Source organism: Paenibacillus sp. FSL H8-0168 (assembly GCF_038592955.1).
Classification (GTDB): domain Bacteria; phylum Bacillota; class Bacilli; order Paenibacillales; family Paenibacillaceae; genus Paenibacillus; species Paenibacillus polymyxa_B.
Genome location: NZ_CP151948.1, coordinates 2,544,204 through 2,568,447, shown reverse-complemented (window position 1 = coordinate 2,568,447; position 24,244 = coordinate 2,544,204). Strand labels below are relative to the sequence as shown.

Annotated in this window: 16 protein-coding genes and 3 rRNA genes; 3 read left to right on the top strand and 16 right to left on the bottom strand. The window is 46.5% G+C overall.

Annotation, left to right across the window (positions count from 1 at the left end):
• Nucleotides 1–50: 50 nt before the first annotated feature.
• The 13 genes from MHI21_RS12035 to MHI21_RS11975 all read right to left on the bottom strand — a co-directional run bounded on the left by MHI21_RS12035 (nucleotide 51) and on the right by MHI21_RS11975 (nucleotide 19,190).
• Nucleotides 51–1,916, bottom strand: a complete 1,866-nt coding sequence (locus tag MHI21_RS12035; protein ID WP_342420074.1) for an ABC transporter ATP-binding protein — start codon at nucleotides 1,914–1,916, stop codon at nucleotides 51–53.
• Nucleotides 1,891–3,786 (bottom strand): ABC transporter ATP-binding protein, encoded by a 1,896-nt coding sequence (locus tag MHI21_RS12030; protein WP_342420073.1) that lies wholly within the window; start codon nucleotides 3,784–3,786, stop codon nucleotides 1,891–1,893. The genes MHI21_RS12035 and MHI21_RS12030 overlap by 26 nt, the downstream gene beginning before the upstream one ends.
• Before the next feature lie 215 nt (nucleotides 3,787–4,001).
• Nucleotides 4,002–4,826, bottom strand: a complete 825-nt coding sequence (locus MHI21_RS12025) for an alpha/beta fold hydrolase (RefSeq protein WP_341161572.1) — start codon at nucleotides 4,824–4,826, stop codon at nucleotides 4,002–4,004.
• Nucleotides 4,827–5,782: 956 nt separating this feature from the next.
• Nucleotides 5,783–5,899, bottom strand: a 5S ribosomal RNA gene (rrf, locus tag MHI21_RS12020).
• A gap of 150 nt (nucleotides 5,900–6,049) precedes the next feature.
• Nucleotides 6,050–8,975 (bottom strand): 23S ribosomal RNA (locus MHI21_RS12015).
• Nucleotides 8,976–9,387: 412 nt separating this feature from the next.
• A 16S ribosomal RNA gene (locus MHI21_RS12010) occupies nucleotides 9,388–10,943 on the bottom strand.
• The 16S, 23S and 5S rRNA genes sit together here, the layout of an rRNA operon.
• 882 nt (nucleotides 10,944–11,825) lie before the next feature.
• Complete coding sequence (gene glpX, locus MHI21_RS12005; RefSeq protein ID WP_342420072.1) at nucleotides 11,826–12,803, bottom strand: class II fructose-bisphosphatase; 978 nt, start codon at nucleotides 12,801–12,803, stop codon at nucleotides 11,826–11,828.
• A 147-nt stretch (nucleotides 12,804–12,950) separates the two neighbouring features.
• Nucleotides 12,951–13,754, bottom strand: a complete 804-nt coding sequence (locus tag MHI21_RS12000) for a pyruvate, water dikinase regulatory protein (protein ID WP_069291845.1) — start codon at nucleotides 13,752–13,754, stop codon at nucleotides 12,951–12,953.
• 13 nt (nucleotides 13,755–13,767) lie between these two features.
• A complete protein-coding gene (locus MHI21_RS11995; RefSeq protein WP_238794854.1) occupies nucleotides 13,768–14,382 on the bottom strand; it encodes a helix-turn-helix transcriptional regulator in 615 nt (204 codons plus the stop codon).
• 236 nt (nucleotides 14,383–14,618) lie between these two features.
• On the bottom strand, nucleotides 14,619–15,830 hold the full coding sequence (locus tag MHI21_RS11990) for an ABC transporter permease (RefSeq protein WP_165175377.1): 1,212 nt from the start codon (nucleotides 15,828–15,830) through the stop codon (nucleotides 14,619–14,621).
• Entirely contained in the window at nucleotides 15,827–16,546 is a 720-nt protein-coding gene (locus MHI21_RS11985) for an ABC transporter ATP-binding protein (protein WP_341161574.1), read from the bottom strand. The genes MHI21_RS11990 and MHI21_RS11985 overlap by 4 nt, the downstream gene beginning before the upstream one ends.
• A 6-nt stretch (nucleotides 16,547–16,552) precedes the next feature.
• Nucleotides 16,553–18,013 carry an efflux RND transporter periplasmic adaptor subunit gene (locus MHI21_RS11980; protein WP_061832085.1) on the bottom strand — a complete coding sequence of 487 codons (1,461 nt, stop codon included), beginning with the start codon at nucleotides 18,011–18,013 and terminating at the stop codon, nucleotides 16,553–16,555.
• 13 nt (nucleotides 18,014–18,026) lie between these two features.
• On the bottom strand, nucleotides 18,027–19,190 hold the full coding sequence (locus tag MHI21_RS11975; RefSeq protein WP_165175383.1) for a TolC family protein: 1,164 nt from the start codon (nucleotides 19,188–19,190) through the stop codon (nucleotides 18,027–18,029).
• A 319-nt stretch (nucleotides 19,191–19,509) separates the two neighbouring features.
• Here MHI21_RS11975 and MHI21_RS11970 point away from each other — a divergent pair, with 319 nt between their 5' ends.
• Entirely contained in the window at nucleotides 19,510–19,698 is a 189-nt protein-coding gene (locus tag MHI21_RS11970; protein ID WP_013370989.1) for a hypothetical protein, read from the top strand.
• A gap of 155 nt (nucleotides 19,699–19,853) precedes the next feature.
• On the opposite strand, the gene MHI21_RS11965 is transcribed toward MHI21_RS11970, so the two are convergent.
• From MHI21_RS11965 to MHI21_RS11955, 3 genes are all read right to left on the bottom strand, one after another.
• A complete protein-coding gene (locus MHI21_RS11965; RefSeq protein ID WP_341161577.1) occupies nucleotides 19,854–20,177 on the bottom strand; it encodes an MGMT family protein in 324 nt (107 codons plus the stop codon).
• A 115-nt stretch (nucleotides 20,178–20,292) separates the two neighbouring features.
• Nucleotides 20,293–21,453: a GDSL-type esterase/lipase family protein gene (locus tag MHI21_RS11960; protein WP_342420071.1), complete on the bottom strand. Its 1,161-nt coding sequence runs from the start codon at nucleotides 21,451–21,453 to the stop codon at nucleotides 20,293–20,295.
• Between the two features lie 233 nt (nucleotides 21,454–21,686).
• Nucleotides 21,687–22,109 carry a hypothetical protein gene (locus MHI21_RS11955; RefSeq protein WP_342420070.1) on the bottom strand — a complete coding sequence of 141 codons (423 nt, stop codon included), beginning with the start codon at nucleotides 22,107–22,109 and terminating at the stop codon, nucleotides 21,687–21,689.
• Between the two features lie 168 nt (nucleotides 22,110–22,277).
• Between MHI21_RS11955 and MHI21_RS11950 the strand changes: the two genes are divergently transcribed.
• Both MHI21_RS11950 and MHI21_RS11945 read left to right on the top strand, forming a co-directional pair.
• The gene (locus MHI21_RS11950) at nucleotides 22,278–22,703 is read left to right on the top strand and encodes a CHRD domain-containing protein (RefSeq protein WP_342420069.1); all 426 of its coding nucleotides are present in this window, start codon (nucleotides 22,278–22,280) and stop codon (nucleotides 22,701–22,703) included.
• A 309-nt stretch (nucleotides 22,704–23,012) separates the two neighbouring features.
• On the top strand, nucleotides 23,013–24,224 hold the full coding sequence (locus MHI21_RS11945; protein ID WP_342420068.1) for an acyltransferase: 1,212 nt from the start codon (nucleotides 23,013–23,015) through the stop codon (nucleotides 24,222–24,224).
• The last annotated feature ends 20 nt before the right edge of the window (nucleotides 24,225–24,244 follow it).

Genomic DNA, 24,244 nt, shown 5'->3' with positions numbered 1-24,244 from the left:
CCGTTTCTCTCCTCGCAAAATAGATATTGGTAAAAAGGAAATTCGCATATTTATGCGGTTTGTTCCTCGGGATGCTTTCGAAATTGAAGCTCATACAGCTCTGCATAATGACCTCCCTCGGCAAGGAGCTGATCGTGGGTACCCTGCTCTTTCAGTTCGCCATCGGCAAGGACACAGATCGTATCCGCCCGTTCAATCGTAGACAATCGATGGGCAATAACTAATGTCGTACGATCCTTCATCAGCTCATTTAAGCCCTGCTGGACTTCATACTCCGATTCTGCATCCAAAGCCGAGGTCGCTTCATCCAACAGCAAAATCGGTGCATTTTTGAGCAAAGCACGGGCAATTGCGATCCGCTGTCTTTGACCGCCGGACAAATTGGCTCCGCGTTCACCGACAATCGTGTCGTACCCCTCTGGCAGCTCGCCTATGAAGCCGCTGGCATAGGCTGTTTTGGCCGCAGCCTCTACTTCCTCATCCGTGGCAGTCGGTGAGCCAAAACGGATATTATCCGCTACTGTACCGTGGAACAGCGTAGCCTCCTGTGGTACATAGGCCATCAAATCCCTGACCTCATCCAACGGAAATTCTTCTGCCAAGCGACCACGAACCCGCAGCACACCTTCGTCCGGTGGGTAAAATCCCAACAACAGCTTCATGACTGTGCTTTTGCCGCCACCACTCGGGCCGACAAGCGCGGTTACCTGTCCTTCTGGCACAACCAAGTTTAACCTTTGCAGCGTTGGATGGTCAGGCTGATAGCAAAAGGTGATGTCGTGCAGCTCCAGCGCAGCCGGAGTCTGTTCAATGGCATGGTCTGAACGCAAGGTCTCAACATCGCCATAGAATTCCCCAGATTCACGGGCTGATAAAACTGCCGTCTCGGGATCGATAAGCATAGTCAGCGGTCCCTTCTTTTTAGCCGCGGGGAACTGCTCCTCTTCCTTCGACTCATCCAGAATTTCGCGAATACGCGCCAAGCCTGCCAAGGAGTTTTGTAACAGTGTTACAGCCGCCCCTAGCTCCAAAAACACCGTTGAAATACCGGTTTGCAGCTGCACAATCTGTCCCAATACCCCCAGTTCCATTTGCTTCTGCGATACCAGAATCAATCCGGCGACAAGCACACCGCCCAGCGTAATGAACTCTATGACAAAATTGCACATATCCTGCAAGCCCATATGACGTCCCTGCCGGATGCTGATACGGTTTATGTCCTCGCTTGCATCGTTACATAGTCCACCTACCTTTGTCCTCAATCCAAACAACTTCACCGTCTGCAAACCGGAAAGCAAATCACTCAATCGTTCCGTGAACCTGCTCATCCGTCCCTGTAACTCTTCACTCGTCTTTCGCATTTTCTTTGCGAAATGAGCATTTATCCAGGCTGAAGCCAGCCCAAGTAAAACCGCCATAATCCCAAATCGCCAATCCAGAACCATCAAAATGACCAACGAGCCCAAGAAAAGCGAAATTTCCAGTATAATCGAGCGGATATGAACGGTGTAAGCCTGCTCCAGCGCCTGTACATCATTCGTCATACGGGATACAAGATCACCCGAATGGTGTTTTTCGGCTTTATCGTACGATAGCTTAACAATGTGGCCAAATAGTTTCATTCGTACATCGGCAATCGCCAGCTTTACACACCGTTTATACATATAGCTGCACAGGGGGGAAATAAGACTTAATGCCAAAAATGTACCACTGACCAAATAGACCGCTCGGTATAGCTCCTGTACATCGCCATTAACCGCGAAATTCAGCAAATAATGCACCACAAAAGAAAGTAAAATCGTGATGCTGGCATTGGTCAGACTATTGCCAACCAGCCCGGTAAAATACCATTTTCGGTGCGGCTTCATCAGGGATATCAACTGCTTAAATTCATAAAACCCCTGTTTGAAGGTCACGACGCTCACCCCTTTCCTCAGGCAACGAATTACCGTTTTCCGCCGTATGCTGTTCTTCTTCAAAATTTTTCAAATACAGCTTTCGGTACACACCATCACGACCTAGTAATTCCTCATGAGAACCCGATTCCACAATGCTCCCCTGATCGAGTACAATAATGCGGTTCGCCTGACGTACGGTTGACAGTCGATGAGCAATGACCAGTACCGTCCGGTTTTGCATTACCGCATTCATCGCATTCTGCACCTGAGCCTCCGACTGACTATCGAGTGCTGAAGTCGGCTCGTCCAATAGAAGCAGCGGAGCATTTTTCAGTAATGCTCTTGCTATGGAAATACGCTGTTTTTGACCGCCAGACAATCCGCCTCCCCGCTCGCTCAACAGGGTTTCATAGCCCTCGGGAAGTTGAACAATAAAATCATGCGCATGTGCCGCTTTCGCCGCCTCGACAATTTCTTCCCGAGTCGCCTCCAAACGTCCATATCCGATATTTTCTGCAATAGTGGCCGGAAAAAGCGACGGCTCCTGAGATACCATCGAAATATGACTGCGCAGGCTTGTTAAATTCCAATCTGTCAAACTCTTTCCAAATAGTTGAATGGTTCCAGCATGCTCTCCAGGTTCATTAAATCCGCAAAGTAGCTTGAAAATCGTGCTTTTACCTCCACCGCTGGCACCGACAATCGCCACCATATCCCCTTGCCCTGCCTGGAAGCTAATATCCTTCAGCACTGTGTTCCCTTCATCGTAGCCAAAGGTCAAATGCTCAAAGCTGACTACAGCAACACTATCAACGTCATCATCACTTTCTGCTCCGCCTTCACTCATTCGGTTGGCTTCCCCATTTGCATCGTCTTTCAAATGAGGCGCCTCATTCTCTCGCTTCTGATCTACCAAGGTCATTTCGCCATCCTGACGTTCATTCTGCCAATCCAGTACCTCAAACAAATGCTTTGCGGCTCCACCCGCTTCCTTCATTTGCGAAATGATCGTCGGCAGCATGGCAATCGGCTGCAATATGAACGAAATCAGGTATAAAAAAAGTACAATGCCTCCAGCATTCAGCTCTCCTTGTTGTATCAGGTATCCTCCGTATACAATGACCAAAATAATTGGTGTTGCCAGCATCATCACACCTACCGGAGTAATGGCTGCATAGCGCTTTTCTAGCCGTAAGCCGCGCTTGACGACCTCCTCCATAATCACCATATACTTCTTCAACAGCACAGCTTGCATATTGAATGCCTTGACGATAGGGATTCCTCCGATTGCATCTTGCCCCACAGCGTTCAAATGAGCAATTTTCTCCTGAAGATCCGCAGAATATTTTTCAATCGGCTTGCTCATTAGTGATGTTATGATCATTCCTATTGGCATGAGCGCAATACTTGCCAATATCAGTTTCCAGCTTGTCAGTAAAAGCAATATGAGTGATGCCGTAAACACAAGCGGTAAATAAAACAGATTGGAAAACTGCTGGATAAAAAAGTTCTGTAATACTGCCGTATTATTGGTTAGACGGGATACCAAATCTCCGGTAAATTTCCTTTCCACGCTGGAAACCGGTAAATCGCAAAACTTATGTACGAGATCGCCTCTCAAGTCGCGCAGAGCACTAACACTAAATCGCGCTGAAGCGTACCTCATCACAAACTTACAGGGCATTCCAATTAGCGTCATACCAACAACCAGATAGATCATGTTCTGGGTAGAGGAGAATGTCCCCTGTGCCATTTGCTCAATGGCCTTACCCAAAACAATGTCAATAGCTGCCAAACACAAGGAGGCGATCACCGTTATGAAAACCCATAGATTGTACGGTCTTACATAACGTATGAGTCTCCGAAAAGCAGAATTTAATCGAAACAAGGGCATCCCTCTTTTCGTTGCCCACACTTTATCAGTGCGAACTTTTTATATTGGCTGTGGACGTCGATGAGATAAACTCTGGGTTTGGATGCATGAGTATCCGTGCAGAATAAAATGCGATTTTGAACTATGCTGGAATTTGCATCTTGGTGTGGGCTGGTTGTTGATTGTTGCTGAGATGGTAATAAGGAAGTGTATCGTGATGTGTGGGACATTCAACTCTGTCTGAATCGTGGTTGTAGGGTGCTTGTGTTGTAAGCTGTATGAGATGCCGCTGCGTGGGCCATCGGCGAGGATGTAGAAAGAATGTTCTCGACTGCGCTCATAACCTCTTGTTCTTGTTCATGGATGAAAAAGTGATTACCTTCGAACATCCGAACATCCATAGGTGATGTCGTATGTTGTTGCCAGGCATGGAGTGACTCTGTGCTAACCTCAAAATCCTTCATTCCGCCTAAAACGGTCATCGGGCATACCAGTGGATTTCCCGGCTGATAAACATAAGTTTCACATACCTTAAAATCTGCACGCAGACGAGGCATAATAATTTGCATCAATTCTGCATTTTGCAGCACCTCTTCAGGGGTTCCCTGCATTAAACGAAGCTCTTCTGTGAAAGAATCGTCTGCTAAATCATGGAGTCGTTTTTTGGAGTATGGAAGATGTGGTGCGGATTTACCAGATATAATGATATGCACAGGTAGCTTTCCAGTTTTGCTGTACAACTGTCGTGCTGTTTCAAATGCAATCAGTGCCCCCATACTGTGCCCAAAAAAAGCGAACGGCTTATGCATGTATGGAGCCATTGCGGGAACCAACGATTGAACGATATCTTGAAGAGTATCCATTGGAGCTTCTGTTGAACGGCTTTCACGTCCTGGAAGTTGTATAGGCAACACGGTAATGTCAGGCGCAAACCTAGACTTCCAAGAGTTAAATATGTAAGCACCACCACCGGCGTAGGGGAAGCAAAATAGTTGGAGCTTCGCAGTCAGTTGGACCTCTGTTTTCGCGAACCAAGATTGCGATCGAGTCGTCATATGAATTCCTCCATCCTCTATGCATTTCATAATTTTACAGTAAATCCTTATATCTCTTTTTTTATTCCAACACTTTCTAACTGTTTTTAAATATACAAACTTTAAAACCACTTGGCATGGGACAAAAGGGCTAAATTGATAGAGCTCATAAAAATAAAACAAAATCCATATTATGTTATTTGTTTCCAAAATTCAAAAGCAACAATTTCAGTTTTTGTATTAGTTATCTGTCAATCATGATCTGTTAATTTAGTTTGAAACGAAATTTTAGGTTTTCACGAATTTTGTAAAACTAAACTCATTATGATTTACATTGAAGCTCCACCCCCTTATCCTACAACAATTTTATCTTTACATGCCATTAACATAAATGTAACAAATTCAACCTGATATCATCCGACAAATTCCGCCTTTTTCCGCAACTCTCTTTAACATCCTAAATAATGGATTTAATTTATATCAAGCTCACATAAACCAAAATTAATAACTCTTTAATTTTGTAATAAATATTGTTATTTCATAGTCCTGAAGGACCATATTTTGCATATTTTTTTCTGACTCTTCGTCTAAAAAATTCAGTTCGGATTGAGTTTTTCTCTCCCAAAGCTATGAATTTTCTTTTCAAACTCTAATAGAAACGTTTCTATCTCGCTTCAAAAGTACCTGTTCTCTAGAAATTTATAGCCTTACTTTTAATCTTCCCCCTCAAAAAACAGTAACGGCAAACAGCAAGGCTCCCTGTTGTTGGAGACTTGCTGCTTTATAAATTTCATTATGTTTGACTTCACTATCGGTCGATATGCAGAGTGTTGTAAGCTTTATTGTAGTTATCCCCCAATCATATTAATTTAGTGGAATGGAGTATATGTATGGGTTTCTTGTATATTTTCCAAAACGCGAAAGCCTTATGGTATACAAAAAGAGCACAGCCCATTAAGGGTGTGCTCTTTAATCTTGCTTGGCGACGTCCTACTCTCCCAGGACCCTGCGGTCCAAGTACCAACGGCGCTGGAGGGCTTAACGGTCGTGTTCGGGATGGGTACGTGTGGAACCCCTCCGCTATCGCCACCAAACATGAATTTACATCGTAAATTCTACCGTACGGTTATTCAGTTCATCACTTATCGTGAGAATGAATAGCCATGCGCTTGTTGTATGTATTTCTACATACCTTCAAGGTTACACCCTGAAAACTGGATCCGAAACTCATTGCGTTTTATTCTTAGGATAAGCCCTCGACCGATTAGTATTGGTCAGCTCCATGCATTACTGCACTTCCACCCCCAACCTATCTACCTCGTCGTCTTCAAGGGGTCTTACATACTGGGAAATCTCATCTTGAGGGGGGCTTCACGCTTAGATGCTTTCAGCGCTTATCCCTTCCGTACATAGCTACCCAGCGGTGCTCCTGGCGGAACAACTGGTACACCAGCGGTACGTCCATCCCGGTCCTCTCGTACTAAGGACAGCTCCTCTCAAATTTCCTACGCCCACGACAGATAGGGACCGAACTGTCTCACGACGTTCTGAACCCAGCTCGCGTACCGCTTTAATGGGCGAACAGCCCAACCCTTGGGACCTACTTCAGCCCCAGGATGCGATGAGCCGACATCGAGGTGCCAAACCTCCCCGTCGATGTGGACTCTTGGGGGAGATAAGCCTGTTATCCCCAGGGTAGCTTTTATCCGTTGAGCGATGGCCCTTCCATGCGGTACCACCGGATCACTAAGCCCGACTTTCGTCCCTGCTCGACTTGTAGGTCTCGCAGTCAAGCTCCCTTCTGCCTTTGCACTCTTCGAATGATTTCCAACCATTCTGAGGGAACCTTGGGGCGCCTCCGTTACTCTTTAGGAGGCGACCGCCCCAGTCAAACTGCCCACCTGACACTGTCCTCGCACCGGATCACGGTACCAAGTTAGAACCTAGATACGATCAGGGTGGTATCCCAAGGATGCCTCCTCTCAAGCTGGCGCTCAAGATTCTACGGCTCCCACCTATCCTGTACAGATCGTACCCAAATTCAATATCAAGCTGCAGTAAAGCTCCATGGGGTCTTTCCGTCTTGTCGCGGGTAACCTGCATCTTCACAGGTATTAAAATTTCACCGGATCTCTCGTTGAGACAGCGCCCAAGTCGTTACGCCATTCGTGCGGGTCAGAATTTACCTGACAAGGAATTTCGCTACCTTAGGACCGTTATAGTTACGGCCGCCGTTTACTGGGGCTTCGGTTCATAGCTTCGCCCGAAGGCTTACCACTCCCCTTAACCTTCCAGCACCGGGCAGGCGTCAGCCCGTATACTTCGCCTTGCGGCTTCGCACAGACCTGTGTTTTTGCTAAACAGTCGCTTGGGCCTTTTCACTGCGGCCCCCTCGGGCTATTCACCCTACCGAGGCACCCCTTCTCCCGAAGTTACGGGGTCATTTTGCCGAGTTCCTTAACGAGAGTTCTTCCGCGCGCCTTAGAATTCTCTTCTCGCCTACCTGTGTCGGTTTGCGGTACGGGCACCTTCTCCTGGCTAGAGGCTTTTCTTGGCAGTCTGAGATCATGACCTTCGCTACTACAATTTTCGCTCCCCATCACAGCCCAGCCTTAACGATGTGCGGATTTGCCTACACATCAGCCTCACTGCTTAGACGGACATCCATCAGTCCGCGTCACTACCCTACTGCGTCACCCCATCGCTCATAACGGATTACGGTGGTACAGGAATTTCGACCTGTTGTCCTTCGACTACGCCTATCGGCCTCGCCTTAGGTCCCGACTTACCCTGAGCGGACGAACCTTCCTCAGGAACCCTTAGGCTTTCGGCGGATCTGATTCTCACAGATCTTTTCGTTACTCATACCGGCATTCTCACTTGAATGCAGTCCAGCGCTCCTTACGGTACACCTTCAACCCGCATTCAACGCTCCCCTACCCCTGATGCAAGCATCAAGCCATAGCTTCGGTGGTGTGTTTAGCCCCGTTACATTTTCGGCGCAGAGTCACTCGACCAGTGAGCTATTACGCACTCTTTCAATGGTGGCTGCTTCTAAGCCAACATCCTGGTTGTCTGTGCAACTCCACATCCTTTCCCACTTAACACACACTTGGGGACCTTAGCTGATGGTCTGGGCTGTTTCCCTTTCGACAATGGATCTTAGCACTCACTGTCTGACTCCCGGAACTAAATCTATGGCATTCGGAGTTTGACTGAGCTTGGTAACCCTTGCGGGCCCCGCACCCAATCAGTGCTCTACCTCCACGATTCTTCTTTCCGAGGCTAGCCCTAAAGCTATTTCGGGGAGAACCAGCTATCTCCGGGTTCGATTGGAATTTCTCCGCTACCCCCACCTCATCCCCGCATTTTTCAACATGCGTGGGTTCGGGCCTCCAGTGCGTGTTACCGCACCTTCACCCTGGACAGGGGTAGATCACCCGGTTTCGGGTCTACGTCCACGTACTCATTCGCCCTATTCAGACTCGCTTTCGCTGCGGCTTCAGCTCTTCACCTTAACCTTGCACGGGAACGTAACTCGCCGGTTCATTCTACAAAAGGCACGCCATCACCCATAAATAGGGCTCTGACTTCTTGTAAGCACACGGTTTCAGGATCTATTTCACTCCCCTTCCGGGGTGCTTTTCACCTTTCCCTCACGGTACTGCTTCACTATCGGTCGCCAGGGAGTATTTAGCCTTGGCAGATGGTCCTGCCGGATTCATACGGGGTTTCACGTGCCCCGCACTACTCGGGATCCGTCTCGGAGAGAACAAGTTTTGAACTACAGGGCTTTTACCTTCTCTGGCGGGCCTTTCCAGACCTCTTCATCTAACCGGTTCCTTTGTAACTCCATGTGAGACGTCCCACAACCCCAAGGAGCAAGCTCCTTGGTTTGGGCTAATCCGCGTTCGCTCGCCGCTACTGACGGAATCACTATTGTTTTCTCTTCCTCAGGGTACTTAGATGTTTCAGTTCCCCTGGTCTGCCTCTATTCTGCCTATGTATTCAGCAGAAAGTGACTGTCGATGAAGACAGCCGGGTTTCCCCATTCGGACATCCCCGGATCAAAGCTTGCTTACAGCTCCCCGAGGCTTTATCGTTGTTCGCCACGTCCTTCGTCGGCTCCTGGCGCCTAGGCATCCTCCGTGTGCTCTTTGTAGCTTAACCTAGACTTTTCTTTCAAAGAAAGAAAATGTCGATGTTCGATAAAGAATGATTTTTGCCAAAGGCAAAAGATCTTTCCTTACCTGCTACCTTTATTTCACTTGTTTACACAAGATCAGCTTAAAGGAATATTCTAAAACGCAATTTCGTTTCGGTATCCAGTTTTCAAGGTGCAATATTCTCTCCGGCTTTAACCCCGGAAAAACATCATATCAAATTCCTCAACACTTGAATACAAGTATATTTTGGAAATCTGATGTGAGAGTTTGAACTCTCAAAACTGAGCAACGAGTGAGTAAGTTAAGGATATTCATTTCATTCACACGAACGTGATGAACCGAATTGAATATCCAGTTGCAGGTACGTTGTACCTGCTGATTTGAATGTTTCCATTGCAGGAAACGATTCTCCATAGAAAGGAGGTGATCCAGCCGCACCTTCCGATACGGCTACCTTGTTACGACTTCACCCCAATCATCTACCCCACCTTCGGCGGCTGGCTCCCTTGCGGGTTACCCCACCGACTTCGGGTGTTGTAAACTCTCGTGGTGTGACGGGCGGTGTGTACAAGACCCGGGAACGTATTCACCGCGGCATGCTGATCCGCGATTACTAGCAATTCCGACTTCATGTAGGCGAGTTGCAGCCTACAATCCGAACTGAGACCGGCTTTTCTAGGATTGGCTCCACCTCGCGATTTCGCTTCCCGTTGTACCGGCCATTGTAGTACGTGTGTAGCCCAGGTCATAAGGGGCATGATGATTTGACGTCATCCCCACCTTCCTCCGGTTTGTCACCGGCAGTCTGCTTAGAGTGCCCAGCTTGACCTGCTGGCAACTAAGCATAAGGGTTGCGCTCGTTGCGGGACTTAACCCAACATCTCACGACACGAGCTGACGACAACCATGCACCACCTGTCTCCTCTGTCCCGAAGGAAAGGTCTATCTCTAGACCGGTCAGAGGGATGTCAAGACCTGGTAAGGTTCTTCGCGTTGCTTCGAATTAAACCACATACTCCACTGCTTGTGCGGGTCCCCGTCAATTCCTTTGAGTTTCAGTCTTGCGACCGTACTCCCCAGGCGGAATGCTTAATGTGTTAACTTCGGCACCAAGGGTATCGAAACCCCTAACACCTAGCATTCATCGTTTACGGCGTGGACTACCAGGGTATCTAATCCTGTTTGCTCCCCACGCTTTCGCGCCTCAGCGTCAGTTACAGCCCAGAGAGTCGCCTTCGCCACTGGTGTTCCTCCACATCTCTACGCATTTCACCGCTACACGTGGAATTCCACTCTCCTCTTCTGCACTCAAGCTCCCCAGTTTCCAGTGCGACCCGAAGTTGAGCCTCGGGATTAAACACCAGACTTAAAGAGCCGCCTGCGCGCGCTTTACGCCCAATAATTCCGGACAACGCTTGCCCCCTACGTATTACCGCGGCTGCTGGCACGTAGTTAGCCGGGGCTTTCTTCTCAGGTACCGTCACTCTTGTAGCAGTTACTCTACAAGACGTTCTTCCCTGGCAACAGAGCTTTACGATCCGAAAACCTTCATCACTCACGCGGCGTTGCTCCGTCAGGCTTTCGCCCATTGCGGAAGATTCCCTACTGCTGCCTCCCGTAGGAGTCTGGGCCGTGTCTCAGTCCCAGTGTGGCCGATCACCCTCTCAGGTCGGCTACGCATCGTCGCCTTGGTAGGCCTTTACCCCACCAACTAGCTAATGCGCCGCAGGCCCATCCACAAGTGACAGATTGCTCCGTCTTTCCTCCTTCTCCCATGCAGGAAAAGGATGTATCGGGTATTAGCTACCGTTTCCGGTAGTTATCCCTGTCTTGTGGGCAGGTTGCCTACGTGTTACTCACCCGTCCGCCGCTAGGTTGTGTAGAAGCAAGCTTCTACACAACCCCGCTCGACTTGCATGTATTAGGCACGCCGCCAGCGTTCGTCCTGAGCCAGGATCAAACTCTCCATTAAAGACCAACCGAAGTTGGTTTATAGAAAGAGCGATAAGCTCATGTTGAAACTGACGAGATAAAACATCTCATTTTCGCTTCCATTTCATACAGCCTAATGGCATGTACCAAAATTTCTGCGTTGGATTTTGTAAACAAAATCCATACTCACTCGTTGTTCAGTTTTCAAAGATCAAATTTTCATACGGCTTTGTTTGAGCCAGAATAATAATATAACATTTTCGTCTAATTTGTTCAACCTGTAAATAATTCCAGGCGATTCATCCAACCCATATTTTTAATAATCATTTTCGGGCTGGATTAACAATATATCAATTTAAAGCAATTAAGTATACATGTAAAAATTTCCAGCTTGTTCAAACTTATTAAAAATCTTTGATCTTGTTTTATCGGCTGGACTAGTAATTTAACACGTATACCAAATTAATTCTACTTGCAATTAATTCCTTTTAATAGACAACTATAGATAAACACCAAAGTAATTCATAATGCCAATAGGCGGAAGTATTACTTAAATCTGTGTTATTCTAATTTTACATGAGGATTTGCTTTGTCAATTAGTTATGGCAAAAACAATTATGCTTACGTCACTCAATGAAAGTGAGGTTACTCGATGTGTATTCCAAGAGTTGATAACTTCATCTGCTCTATGACAGTTAGATTGATCCCGAAATATGAAAAACAGCGGTATCTTTAGACGAGTCCTAGATACCGCTGTTTTATTGAACTATCGTTCCTCGTTTGTTAAACGATAAACTTAATCTCCGTATTGTGTTTACAGCATACGCAACTCCTGCTTTGAGTTCACCTCTCGACGATGCAAGGCGAAGAAGAACCTTTTGCTTACTGTGGAAACAGATTTAGGAAGCCATGACTTCAATATTCAAGAGGATGCCGCTACCGCAAGCGTGCCGGAAGAATCAGCTGTATGATGAATACTCCGAACAAAGCGAATCGTTTTTGTTTCCGAGTGCATTACGACTGAATGAGTTTCCGCTCTGTGACCGGGAAGAGAACGAACCCCCTGCAACCACTCTCCAGGTGTCACACCTGTAGCCACAAACATCACGCCTTGGCGTCCGACCATATCATCCATGGTAAGCAACGCACCGGGGTCAGTAATGCCCATACGTTTGCAACGCTCAATCTCTTCTTCACCATGAGGCAGCAGACGACCCTGAATTTCTCCGCCCATGCATTTCAGCGCTGCAGCGGCCAATACACCCTCAGGAGCGCCACCAGAACCGATATGCAAATCTACACCGCTATCCAGGCATGTTTCAATCGCGCCCATCACATCCCCATGGCCAAGCAATTTGATTCGAACGCCGCTTTCCCGCAGAAGCTGGATGATCCCGGCGTGCCGTGTACGATCCAGAATGGACACGGTAAGATCAGACAAGGATTTACCGAGTACTCGTGCAGCTTTTGACAATGTAGTTGGGATTGGGTCCTCAAGTGACAGCTTTCCAGCCAATGCTGGGCCAACGGCCATTTTTTGCATGTACATATCTGGAGCGTGGAGTAGACTACCACGAGGTGCAGCAGCAATGACCGACAGAGCGTTATTCAAACCATTTGCTACTGTTTCGGTTCCCTCTAGTGGATCGACAGCGATGTCCATAGCCGGTCCTCTACGATTGCCTACTCTTTCTCCGATATACAGCATGGGAGCCTCATCCATTTCGCCTTCGCCAATGACGACCGTGCCGTCCATGGATACCGCATTAAAATGAGTGCGGATGGCTACCGTAGCCGCCTCGTCCGCGCTATTCTTATCTCCACGCCCTGTCCATTGTGCTGATTGCAGTGCCGCTGCCTCTGTTACCCGAACGAATTCCAAAGCCATTTGACTCTCCATACCTATCCCTCCACCTCTTCTAAAAATAATAGTTACCCTTAAGCAAATGAATTATTTAGGGTAGCTTTGCTGCAATCTTTCTATTTATCTATTAAACTCCTGTATCCTACGATTTTAATTTTTAGTTATATGAGCAGCTACTAGGCTCTATAACATTCTGATAATCAAACCTGCCGTCTCTTCAATCGCCTTATCTGTAACATCAATAACCGGACAATTCAGCTCTTTAAACAAAGACTGCGCATACGCTATTTCCTCTTCCACCCTCGTCGCTGTAGCATACTGCACATTATTAGGGAGCCCCATAACCTTTAGTCGCTCACTGCGTATTTTTAACAGTAACTCTGGCTCGATCGTTAATCCGAACACTCGACCACGCTGAACATCTTTCAACTGAACAGGGGGTGTCAGCTCCGGTACAACCGGTATGTTGACCGTTTTATAACCTTTATGCGCGAGAAACATGGATAAAGGGGTTTTGGAAATACGGGATACCCCAAGCAATACAATATCCGCTTTAAGAATGGCGCTCACATCTTTGCCATCATCGTATTGAACCGCAAAATCCAAGGCCTCTACACGGCGAAAATAGTTGTCGTCCAGTCGATGCAGCAGACCAGGCTTCTCTTTGGGATCGTCATGGAACGTATCGGCAAACGCCTGCATCATCGGCCCCATAATGTCGACAGCCCGCACATTCAGCCGGACAGCCTCCTCTTTCATCGCCTCTCTCAATTCCGGCTGTACCAGCGTATAAGCTACAAAGCCTTTACGCTCGGCAACTTCCTCCATCACCCGGCTCAGCTCGTCTTCATCCCTCACGTTCATAAATCTTTTGATCTCTGTGTCTGGTAACTCAAATTGGCGCATGGTCGCCTGTACGACAGCTTCTGCCGTTTCGCCAATTGAGTCTGAACAGATCGCTATAAAATGACTGCTCGCCTGAACCATTCGATTCCTCCCATTAATCCTCTGCTACCATATCGAGCAACATTTTAATAATATTCGTTTTTGTAATGCGTCCCACGACTTTCCAGTGCTCCCCTTGCTTGTCGGAGTCGGAAGGGACGACGACAGGCAGGCTGTCGATTTGACGGGCAATAATTTTGCGCGCTGCCTCTAATACCGTATCCTCTGGGGAAACGGTGACAACATTCGCCTGTCGGGTCATCACAAGGCTGACAGGAATGGTTGCTGCATTGGGATTCCCTAACGTTACCTTAAGCAAATCCTTGCGGGAAGCTACCCCTGCCAAATCTCCGTCTTCATCGGTGACGATCAAATTGCTCACATTTTCCAAAAAGAGAGCCACGACAGCTTCCTGAATCGTTGTTGTTTCACGTACGATGACTGGAACCCCATGAAGATCGCCGACCTTCATTTGCAACAGCCGGAATTTTTCCTCCCGGTTCGGCGTGCCCCGCTTTCCAACAAAATATCCGACCTTGGGCTTTGCATCTATGTAATTCAGAATGCCCAATTTGGATAAGTCGGTCCGAATGGTCGCCTTGCTGAGATTAAGCATTTCCGCAATCTGATCCCCGGTAATCGGGGCATGCTTTTGTACAATGTTTAAAATTTCTACTTGTCTTGCCGTAAGGTCGATGATGAACGTCCCTCCTTTTTTCTTTCAATCTGATATTGAATATAATACGTCATATATAACAATAAATCAACCTTAAAAATCATATAAAACATCATATATATAAAACTAAAGTGTTTATTCATGTCTTTTCATCATTTAAAACACTTATTACACACAAAAAACGGGTACTTACACCCTGCTCTTTCGAGTAAGGCGAAGTACCCGCTCCCTTATTCGTATCTTAAAGCATCAATCGGACGTAGCTTCGACGCCTTCCGCGCCGGATATACTCCGAATAACACCCCGACTGCCATACAGCACAGAAAAGAGTACAGCACGGGCTCTATCGAATACACAATCGGCATTTGGACGAATTTCTCGAGCAGCTTTGCACCTCCGAGACCCACCATTACGCCAACCAGTCCACCCATCAGACTGAGAAAAACAGCCTCAGCCACAAACTGCAGCATTATATCACTGCGCTGCGCACCAATCGCTTTGCGAATCCCGATCTCCCTTGTGCGTTCCGTGACGGACACCAGCATAATATTCATAATGCCGACACCACCAACGCCAAGCGCAATTGCAGCTACACCGGCCAGCAACATATTCATAATACGATCAACCCCGGACACCGTTTTTAAGATTTCCGTCTGGGTCATAATCTGAAAATCATCACCCTCTGATGGCTTTAGCTCATGTCTGACACGTAACACCTGCCGAATTTCAGCACTTGCCTGACTGATCTTCTCCTCTGTTGTTGCGGAGGCGTTCACCTGCTGAATACTCATATTGCCTAGCCGTTCCATCCCCGTTGTAATCGGTACATATACCTGCTGACCACTGTTACTCATATTGGAATTGGAATTTGCCAGCACACCAACCACCTTAAAAGGAAGCTGTTTGATCATGATCGTCTCACCGACCGCTCTGGAGGCATCCGGACCAAAAATATTACGGGCCGCATCACTCCCAAGCACAGCCACATTCATTCGTTTATCCACTTCATAGTGTGTAAAGGACCTACCTTGAGCTAGCGACAGCTTTCTCACATGGACAAATGCCAGCGAAGTTCCCTCAATTTGCCCGCTGACCTTATTGCGGCTCCACGTAATATCTGCATTGGTCATGGCACTTGGTGCTACCTCTGCTACTGCTTTTTGCTGCTCTAGCGCATCGATATCTTCCAGAGATATTCCTTTCGTCTGACTGAACGACATGGAGCTGGACCCATCATATGGAGCATAAGGATAGATCATCAGCAGATTATTTCCCATACTGTTGATCTGAGATGTAATCGTAGCCGTTGATCCTTTACCGATGGCTACAATCATAATCACAGCGGCTACTCCGATAATAATGCCCACCATGGTCAGCAAAGATCGCAGCATATTGGTACGCAAACTGTTGAGCGATACACGGATAATTTCCTTAAACTTCATGCCTTCACTTCCTCTGCCGCCATTCTTCGTTTCCCAACAGGCTGATCCTCTTCAATCCGCCCATCTCGAAAATGAATCAGACGCTTGGCGTATTCCGCAATTTCCTGATCATGAGTAACCAATACAACCGTTTTCCCCTGATCATTCAGACGCTGAAAAATCCCCATTATTTCAACGCTAGTTTTGGAGTCCAATGCGCCTGTCGGTTCATCCGCCAAGAGAATAACCGGATTGTTCACAAGTGCGCGCGCAATGGATACCCGCTGCTGCTGACCGCCTGACAATTCGTTCGGCCTATTGTTCATCCGATCGCCTAGACCTACGCTAGTGAGGGCTTCCATTGCCCGCAAACGACGCTCCTTGGCAGAAATACCCGCATAGATCATAGGCAGTTCCACATTCTCCAAAGCCGTTGCTCGCGGGAGCAAATGGAATTTTTGAAATACAAATCCGATTTTCTGATTACGTATAATAGCCAGTTCATCCTCGCGGGCATCTAATATCGAATAGCCATCCAAATAAAATTGTCCCGATGTAGGTAAATCCAGACAGCCGATGACATTCATCATCGTGGACTTGCCTGATCCAGACGGTCCCATGATCGCAACAAAATCACCGTCAGCAATATTAAGTTGTACCTCACGCAGGGCATGAATTTCCTGATCTCCGACCTGGTACACTTTTTTCAAATCCTCAATCTGAATGACGTATCTCATCCCCGTTTAAAAGCCTCCCTGCATGCCGCCCATAGCGGAAGGATCCGGCGGAGGTTCAGGAGCAGGCACAATAAGCGTGTCACCCTCCTTTACACCTGACTTGAGTTCGACTCGATCTGGCGTATAAAATCCGAGTTCTACGGGCTTGAATGTGCGCGCCCCTGGATTCGCAGCGTTATTGGCGGCAACATACACGCCATCCTGTCCCCCTTCGGATCTCAGCGCAGTCGCAGGTACGAACAGTACATTTTTGTGTACTCCCAAAATAACGGCCACATTCATAATCATGCCCGTTTTGAGCTTGCCTTTCGGGTCATGGACAGACAGTTCCATCAGATACGTCGTCATCCCTTCATCCGTAGAGGCTTCCGGTGAGACGAATTGCACCTTCCCTGGAAAAGATTCACCCGGATAGGCATTGGTAGTCAACACGGCTGAAAGACCCTTCTTTACTTTGACAATGTCGGTCTGACTTACCTTTACAACTACCTTAAGATCGTTGGAATCCGAGTTATTCATGACAATGAATGGAGCGGTCGGACTGGTCCCCACATCCCCGTTCACCTTCAAGATCACTCCGTCCCAAGGTGCTGTGACCTGAAGCTTGTTCAATTCATTTTTCTTCTGCTCCAGTTCCGTCGCCTGTCTTCGAACCTCTATCCGTGAGGCTTGAATATTGGATGCATCAGCAGGAACCTGAATTTTGCGAAGCTCTGCCATTGCCGTACGATATCCGATTTCAGCTTCTGAAATGGTGCGACGTTTTTGCGACATGATTTTGCGGAACTGCAGATCCAGACCATCATAGTCCGTCTGTGCTTTATCCAGTGCTTGCTCTGCCTGCTCCAATTCACTGTTGGACACCGCCCCGGCATCATGTAAAAACTTTTGGTCTTCATATGCCTTTCGCGCCTGTTCCAACTGCTTTTGGGAAGTTTTCTTCTGACTTTCGGCTTCTTCCAATTCAAATGATTCTTGCGCTGTATCGATAGCCATTTTGGCCCGAAGTACATTTGTCTTCTGAATTTCAATGTCCTCTGCCTTCGGACCTTTTTCCAATTCAGCCAGCTTGGCTTTGGATATTTCCAAAGTATCAGACGCAGTCTGAATTTGCATTTTAATTTCTGAACTGTCCAGAAGAGCCAGCACCTGTCCTTTTTTCACCTTGTCCCCGGCTTTCACATTTACCGCTGCCAGCTTATTATCACCTGCACTCGTGAAGTTTAACTTCACTTCCTTGGACGCTTGCACAGTGCCGGACGTGTCCAGCTTCTCACTCACATCGCCGCGCTCTACTTTAAGCGTCTCATCCTGAACTAAAGGTGCCTCCTGCTCCTTGGGCAGATTCAGATATACTGCCGCTCCGCCTCCACCTACAACCAGTAGAACAATTGCAGTCCATATCCACTTTTTTCTCCGTTTTTTCCGTAACTTGATTAAAGCATCATTTAAAACCGTTTCTGCCAACGCCTTTTCCTCCCTATGTGCTCCATGGCTTGTTCAACGTATACTCATTTTGATCCAACTCGATCGCCAGCTCTTCCATTTGCCGTTCAATCTGGTTCACTTTTAGCTGATTATTTTTCAACTCCGTCTCGATAATTAGACCTCTGGCCCACTTTTTGCGTGATAACTCCAAGGCCTCTTTTGCCGTACGCAAGCTTTCTTCCAGTTGTACGTATTTCTTTTGGTTTTCCTTAACCGTGGCATACAAATTGCGGATTGATTCGGCAAAATCCTTTTGACCTTTGGCGAGCTCCTCTTTGGCTGTATCGACATCCATTTTAGCTAGATCGTAAGCACCTGCGCCGCTGTTAAAATCGAAGTATCTCACATTGAGCTCCGAAGTTTTGATACTATCCTCCAGCTTCCATAAATTCGGATTCATGTCTGTCAGCTGTTGTATATGTATTTCGATATCCAGCTTCTTCGGTTCCTTGTACACGGGCCGATCAACCAATTCATAAGCTGTTCCATTAGGCTGTCCCATGAGGAAGTTCAGAGCATCCCTGGATTTTTGCAACGCAATTTTCCCCTGCTCTACTGTTTGCTGAGCCTGGCTTCTGGCCTGTGTACTCTCGTTTTTCGCATACTCAGACAGCTTACCGCGCGCAAATTTGGCAAGTGCAATCTTTTCCTCCGCTTGGGCGATTTCAAGCGCTTCTAGATCATTTTTCACTTGATTCTCTGCCACGAACACACTTTGATAGCTTTTCATCACATTAAAATAAATCTGGTCTTTGGCGAACTGCGCCTGCTTTTTGCTGGCTAGATAAGATAGCGTCGAGGAACTGTAATTTCTCCATGACGTTTCATCATCAACATACTCATTGTCTATAAAGTCGACAGGTGAATTGCCCAGATCCTTTTCTGCATTTTTCAGTTCCATTCTGCGACGCTCTACATCCCGTTCAGCGGTACGCGTATTGTAACTGTTCGTTTGTGCCCATTCCGCGGCCTGCTTGAGTGTCAATGTAGGTAAAGCCTGACCCGTTATGGATGATGTCTTCGATGTAGCCGCAGTAGATGGACTAACCGACGTACTTGATGCTACATTTCCTGATAAACTCTCAGCCTGTATAGTGGAGGCCAAGCCTGATGATAAGGACAATACAAGCAGCACGGCAGCCGCTTTTTGCTTCATAGATGAATCTCTCCCCTTTCGGTTCATTCCCCGAATCTTTTCCATTTTTTTCGACATAAACTTCCACGAACTCTTTGCATTCTAATTGTACTTTCAGGTTTATGTTGGTACAAGGTGTCAAAACAATACATTTTTGTAACCTTTACTTCCTGATTACTCGCTTTATACTACTTTTCGTCCAATGAGACATTGATTCAAGCTATTTTCACCTGAACTTTACCTAATTTTCAGCTAATTTTAAGGAAACCAACAGCATCTATTAAGGTTTGGAACATATACTAGAGAAAGAATAACAGCCGCTCACTGGGAGGGTTAATAGATGATAAAAGAATCTCGCATGACAACCACTAACGAACCGTCTGATTTGTGGATGACCCGCTTTTTACGTGAATCAGAACAAAAAAAGAAACAACTAATCCGGGAAGCCCGGAAAAATAACGATATACCGCTGATGAACAGCATTTCTTTTCACCTTGCTCAACGGGATCAGCAGCATCTTATCGGATAAAATGACAAGTGAATCTTATGTTATAAATAACAGAGTACCTCTAGTTATCTGCTTCGTATGCTAGATAAAAAGATCCGGGACAAATCGATAATTGATTTGTCCCGGATCTTTGTGATGATCAAACCCAATATATAACCGCATAGCTTGTTCCATTCCTATTCTTCCATCTCCACCTGAGGATCATAGAGATATTGATCTAGTGGAATACGCCCGCTTTCATTAAAATGTATGCCTTCCTCCTCTAAATACAGACGCTGCAGGGATGCGGACTCATCCTCCTGCAAAGCAATCTCCCCCAAGCGGTTGACTACTCTATGCCAAGGAAGTCGGTGTTTTTGGCTCAATGTATGCAAAATTCGCACCACCTGCCTGGCACCTCTTGGGCTTCCGGCCTCTGCCGCAATTTGACCGTAAGTCATTACTTTTCCCTCAGGGATCAACAGTATAATTTGAAGCACACGGGCAGTGAAAGGCTGCATGTTCTAATTCCTCCGTATTACTATTGCTTTTTCAATAATTATAGCACCCTGAACAGAGGCTAAAAACCCCTGCTCCTACGAATGCAAGAAGCAGGGGAAAACCCATCGTTTAAATTTAGAATCCGCTCAGACCCTGCCTTTTTAAATCCTGTGCTACCAATCGGGCCAGTTCCCTTGCACCTTCATAGTTTGGATGGAGTGTATCGCCATTCATATACAAGGCCAGTGTAGCGTCTTTACCAATAGAAGTGAAATAAGCTGAGCTAAGAACATTCAGATCGACTAAAGGCGTTTGTTCCTCTTGAGCCAGCGCCAAAATAGCGCTTCTATACCATCTGTTTTCTGCGTTGTGTACATGGTTAGCATTAAAGTCAGTGGCTCGTCCTTGCGGAGTTGACAGGATTACCGTCGCCCCCTTGGTCTTAACCTGCCGGATCATATCCCGCATCCAGTCCTTAAACTCCGCTTCGCTTTCGTTATGCTTTGGATTGGTGTCATTAATGCCCAATTGGAGAATAAAATAATCCCCCGGCTTGATATATTGGACGATGGCCTCCAACTGACCGTCCTGGTGGAAGCCTCTAGCAATTTGGCCTCCTGACGCCATATTGCGAATTTGAAAAGTATTCGTGTTCACAAACTCTGGCAGCAGTTGACCCCATCCCGCCTGCACGCTGCTATCTAGCGGATAATAGTTACAAACCGTAGAATCTCCACCGATATAAACCGTTCGATTCGTAACCGGATTGCTAGATAATTGCTTGATTTCCAATGCACTGAGTGTGAAGACCGCGCCCTCTTTGCCTTCAGTAACCAGCAGATTTAGCTGTCCGTCTGTCACTGGAATTTGAAAGCGATCCTTGGCCCCATTCCCTGTCATATTAATGACCTGATATACCCCTTCAGCCGCAATACTCGAACGAGAGGTATCTCCTAAAGTAACCGACACCTCATACAAACCAGGAGGAAGATCAACGTCAAAAGTATTCTCGCTTTTCGTACCTGTAGCCAGGAACCGTACCGCATCGCTTGCCACTCCAGTCCCCGAAGCACTGACATTACGCATATTCTCAGGGGTACGAAAGCCATAGCCACGTGCTGAGTCATAGGACAGCGAAGCGCTCACTCCAGTATAACCCGTTTCGACCGTACCTCCACCAAAATCAAACTTGTACTCGCCAGCGGATGCATGTGCCGGGGTAGCTATGCCCACAACTGGTGCACCACATAAAAAAGCTGCTAAAAGCATACCAGTCAATCCTTTTTTCCACTTCATTTTTCATTCCTCCTCCAAATTTTTAATTGTATGAAGCAAAGGACATTTCACTTTTTTGTAAGCGTATACATAAAATTCTACCCATTGTTGCAGGGTTATGCCTATGTAATTCTTATGCAAAAGAAAAGTAGTTTATTCGTTAAGCTAAAACTTGTGCATATACACAAAAAAGCTTCGCAGATACAACTGCGAAGCTATATGAATCAAAATTTCGTTAATTCAAAATTACTGCATTAATCCGCAACCAGAATACCGTCAAAGCTCTCTGGGCCTACTCGTACTGTACCCAGCAGGTTCGAAGAAACAAAAGCGGTATACACCAGTTGTGGCGTAATAGGCGGATTGAAATCATCTGCTGAGAACGCAATAACCTGTGGAGCTAATAAACTCAAACTAAAAGTAGACGTAGCCGAATAAACAACAGGGTCAGTGACCAGGGTACCTCTTACAATAGTGATCGTAATTCCGACTAAAGCAAGCGGAAGTAGGACTGATATGGTTCCTTTAAGCAGAACCCGTGCCGTACCTGTAGCTCCCAGTGTGTTTAATCCGATCTGCCCAAACAACTGAGGCGTATTCAAAACGGTGATCGGAATGGCAATAGAGTTTGCAAATGAGGCATTTTGAGATGTTCTTCCATCAATAAATGTTCCCATGGTTTCCCCTCCTCTCTCTACCAGATACTCATAGACTATGAAAAAGTTTGTTTTGTGCTTGGACTGAATAACTTGTAAAACACACAACTTTGGATGAATAGGCTAATGTGCAGCCCTTTCCCTGGCCCTGTGAATACACTAAACCAACACTGGGAAAGGAGGGATGTCATGTCTAATAAGTTTAGAGCCACCTTAAGGGGGGCTAATGAAGTGCCTCCTGTCAGAACAAATGCGACAGGAACAGCCGAATTTCGTTACCGTCCAACGAGCCAACAATTAAGCTTTGAACTGACTGTACGCAATATCTCACGGGTAACCGAAGCGCATATTCATCTGGGACAAAGAGGTGAAAATGGCCCTGTTGTTGCTACACTGTTTGGTCCTTCGAAGTTTGGGATAACCGTTAGAAGAGGCGTCGTTAGCGGTGTGCTCCGTGCATGTGATCTTACCGGTCCGCTCAGAGGCAGAACCATTTATGATTTGGTGTGCCAAATTAGAGAGGGTAATGCCTACGTCAATGTCCACACGATCCGTCATCCGAACGGTGCCATTCGTGGACAAATTAGACGCGCACCTATCAAACGCTGCAAATAACGAATGAACATGAGTATGAGTATAAAAAAGAACTTCCATGCCACTCATTTTGAGGCTATGGAAGTTCTTTTTAATTCAGGATTTTGCAAAATTCGATTCCAGTCGCTCCGAAGTGCAAGATATAGTCGATCTATATCTTGTTCACTGGAAGTCGCTTATGGGATTTTTGCAAAATCCTCAATTCTTAACAAAAGTTAAGAAATTCATAAGCGTTTCTTAAGCCATTCCCTTTCAGGTTGTTAAGAACTTTATCTTTTAATAGAAAGAGTTCAACAAGATACAGTTCACTCCTGAAAGGAAATGAAGCTTATGAAGCCTAAGACCAAAGAAAAAATTCCCGAATTGCAGCTGGTCAGAGCCATGGCGATTTTAGCCGTCTTGATGGTACATGCCACTTCTTATGCAACGGTTCAGCTTACAAATTCCAGTCTTTATGTTGTATACAATGCGCTCAATGTGTTGATGAAGTATGGAACCCCCGTATTTATTGCGCTTAGCAGCATGGTGCTGTTCTACAACTACAAGGATCGTCCGATGGGACGACAGCTCTTGAGCCGCTTTTATAAGCAGAGATTGCTGTACATCCTCTTACCTTATGTCATGTTCTCTCTGTTTTATTTCATTCTGTCCCTTATGGCTGGCAGCTCCGAACCATGGAATATAGCTACGCTTGCGAAAAGCTTTGCTCTAAAGCTGACCACAGGTAAAGCGTATACTCATTTATATTATATTTTTATCATGATGCAATTCTATCTCGCATTTCCATTCGTACTGTGGCTGTTCCAGCGTTGTCGGCAACTTCCACAATGGTCTATTGTCCTTGGGCTATTGGTACAGTGGTCATTTGTAATTGGCAATAAATTTCTATTTCAGGTTCAAAATAAGGGCAGTTGGGCACTGTCTTATATAGCCTGCTACATGCTGGGTGCTGCTCTCGGTTACTACTACCCACAGCTGAAAACGTGGTTTCTGATGCGTAAGGGGGAACGAAGTGTTGCCGGCGTGCTGACATGGATCGCAATTTGGGCTTTATGGCTGATTTCAGCCACCATGCATGTCTATATGTGGTACGAAAATAGAATGTACGGAATCTCGTACAATTCGCTAGTTTTTGAACTTATGTATAATATGTACAGCCTGTCTAGCACGCTGGTAATTTTACAGATTTCCTTTTTAATGTACAGACGGCAACATTCCTTTGTCACTCGCAAACTGGAACGTCTGGGCACACTGTCGTTTGGTGTGTATCTGGTTCATCCGTTCTTCCTGCTCCTGTATCGGCAGTTTTCACCACATATCGGTTCTCCCCAGCTTATTCATGTGTGGTATGCCGGAGGTTTTTTCTTTGCACTTCTTTGCTCTTGGCTCGTCGTGTCGATCATCTCCCGTTTCCTACCATTTGCTTGGATCTTGTTCGGTCAACTAGCAGAAATAGAAAAAAGACAATTCAAGCAAGACAACCGTATTTCTTCAACTGAAACAGCACTATCCAAAGGCGACGACCTCAAGCAAGCGAACTGAGATGAGTGTCCATAGCCTCC

Bases quoted from the DNA above. Each gene is read 5' to 3' on its own strand.
- MHI21_RS12025 (WP_341161572.1), bottom strand. From the start codon at position 4,826: ATGACGACTCGATCGCAATCTTGGTTCGCGAAAACAGAGGTCCAACTG.
- glpX (WP_342420072.1), bottom strand. From the start codon at position 12,803: ATGGAGAGTCAAATGGCTTTGGAATTCGTTCGGGTAACAGAGGCAGCG.
- MHI21_RS12000 (WP_069291845.1), bottom strand. From the start codon at position 13,754: ATGGTTCAGGCGAGCAGTCATTTTATAGCGATCTGTTCAGACTCAATT.
- MHI21_RS11990 (WP_165175377.1), bottom strand. From the start codon at position 15,830: ATGAAGTTTAAGGAAATTATCCGTGTATCGCTCAACAGTTTGCGTACC.
- MHI21_RS11985 (WP_341161574.1), bottom strand. From the start codon at position 16,546: ATGAGATACGTCATTCAGATTGAGGATTTGAAAAAAGTGTACCAGGTC.
- MHI21_RS11975 (WP_165175383.1), bottom strand. From the start codon at position 19,190: ATGAAGCAAAAAGCGGCTGCCGTGCTGCTTGTATTGTCCTTATCATCA.
- MHI21_RS11970 (WP_013370989.1), top strand. From the start codon at position 19,510: ATGATAAAAGAATCTCGCATGACAACCACTAACGAACCGTCTGATTTG.
- MHI21_RS11965 (WP_341161577.1), bottom strand. From the start codon at position 20,177: ATGCAGCCTTTCACTGCCCGTGTGCTTCAAATTATACTGTTGATCCCT.
- MHI21_RS11960 (WP_342420071.1), bottom strand. From the start codon at position 21,453: ATGAAGTGGAAAAAAGGATTGACTGGTATGCTTTTAGCAGCTTTTTTA.
- MHI21_RS11955 (WP_342420070.1), bottom strand. From the start codon at position 22,109: ATGGGAACATTTATTGATGGAAGAACATCTCAAAATGCCTCATTTGCA.
- MHI21_RS11950 (WP_342420069.1), top strand. From the start codon at position 22,278: ATGTCTAATAAGTTTAGAGCCACCTTAAGGGGGGCTAATGAAGTGCCT.
- MHI21_RS11945 (WP_342420068.1), top strand. From the start codon at position 23,013: ATGAAGCCTAAGACCAAAGAAAAAATTCCCGAATTGCAGCTGGTCAGA.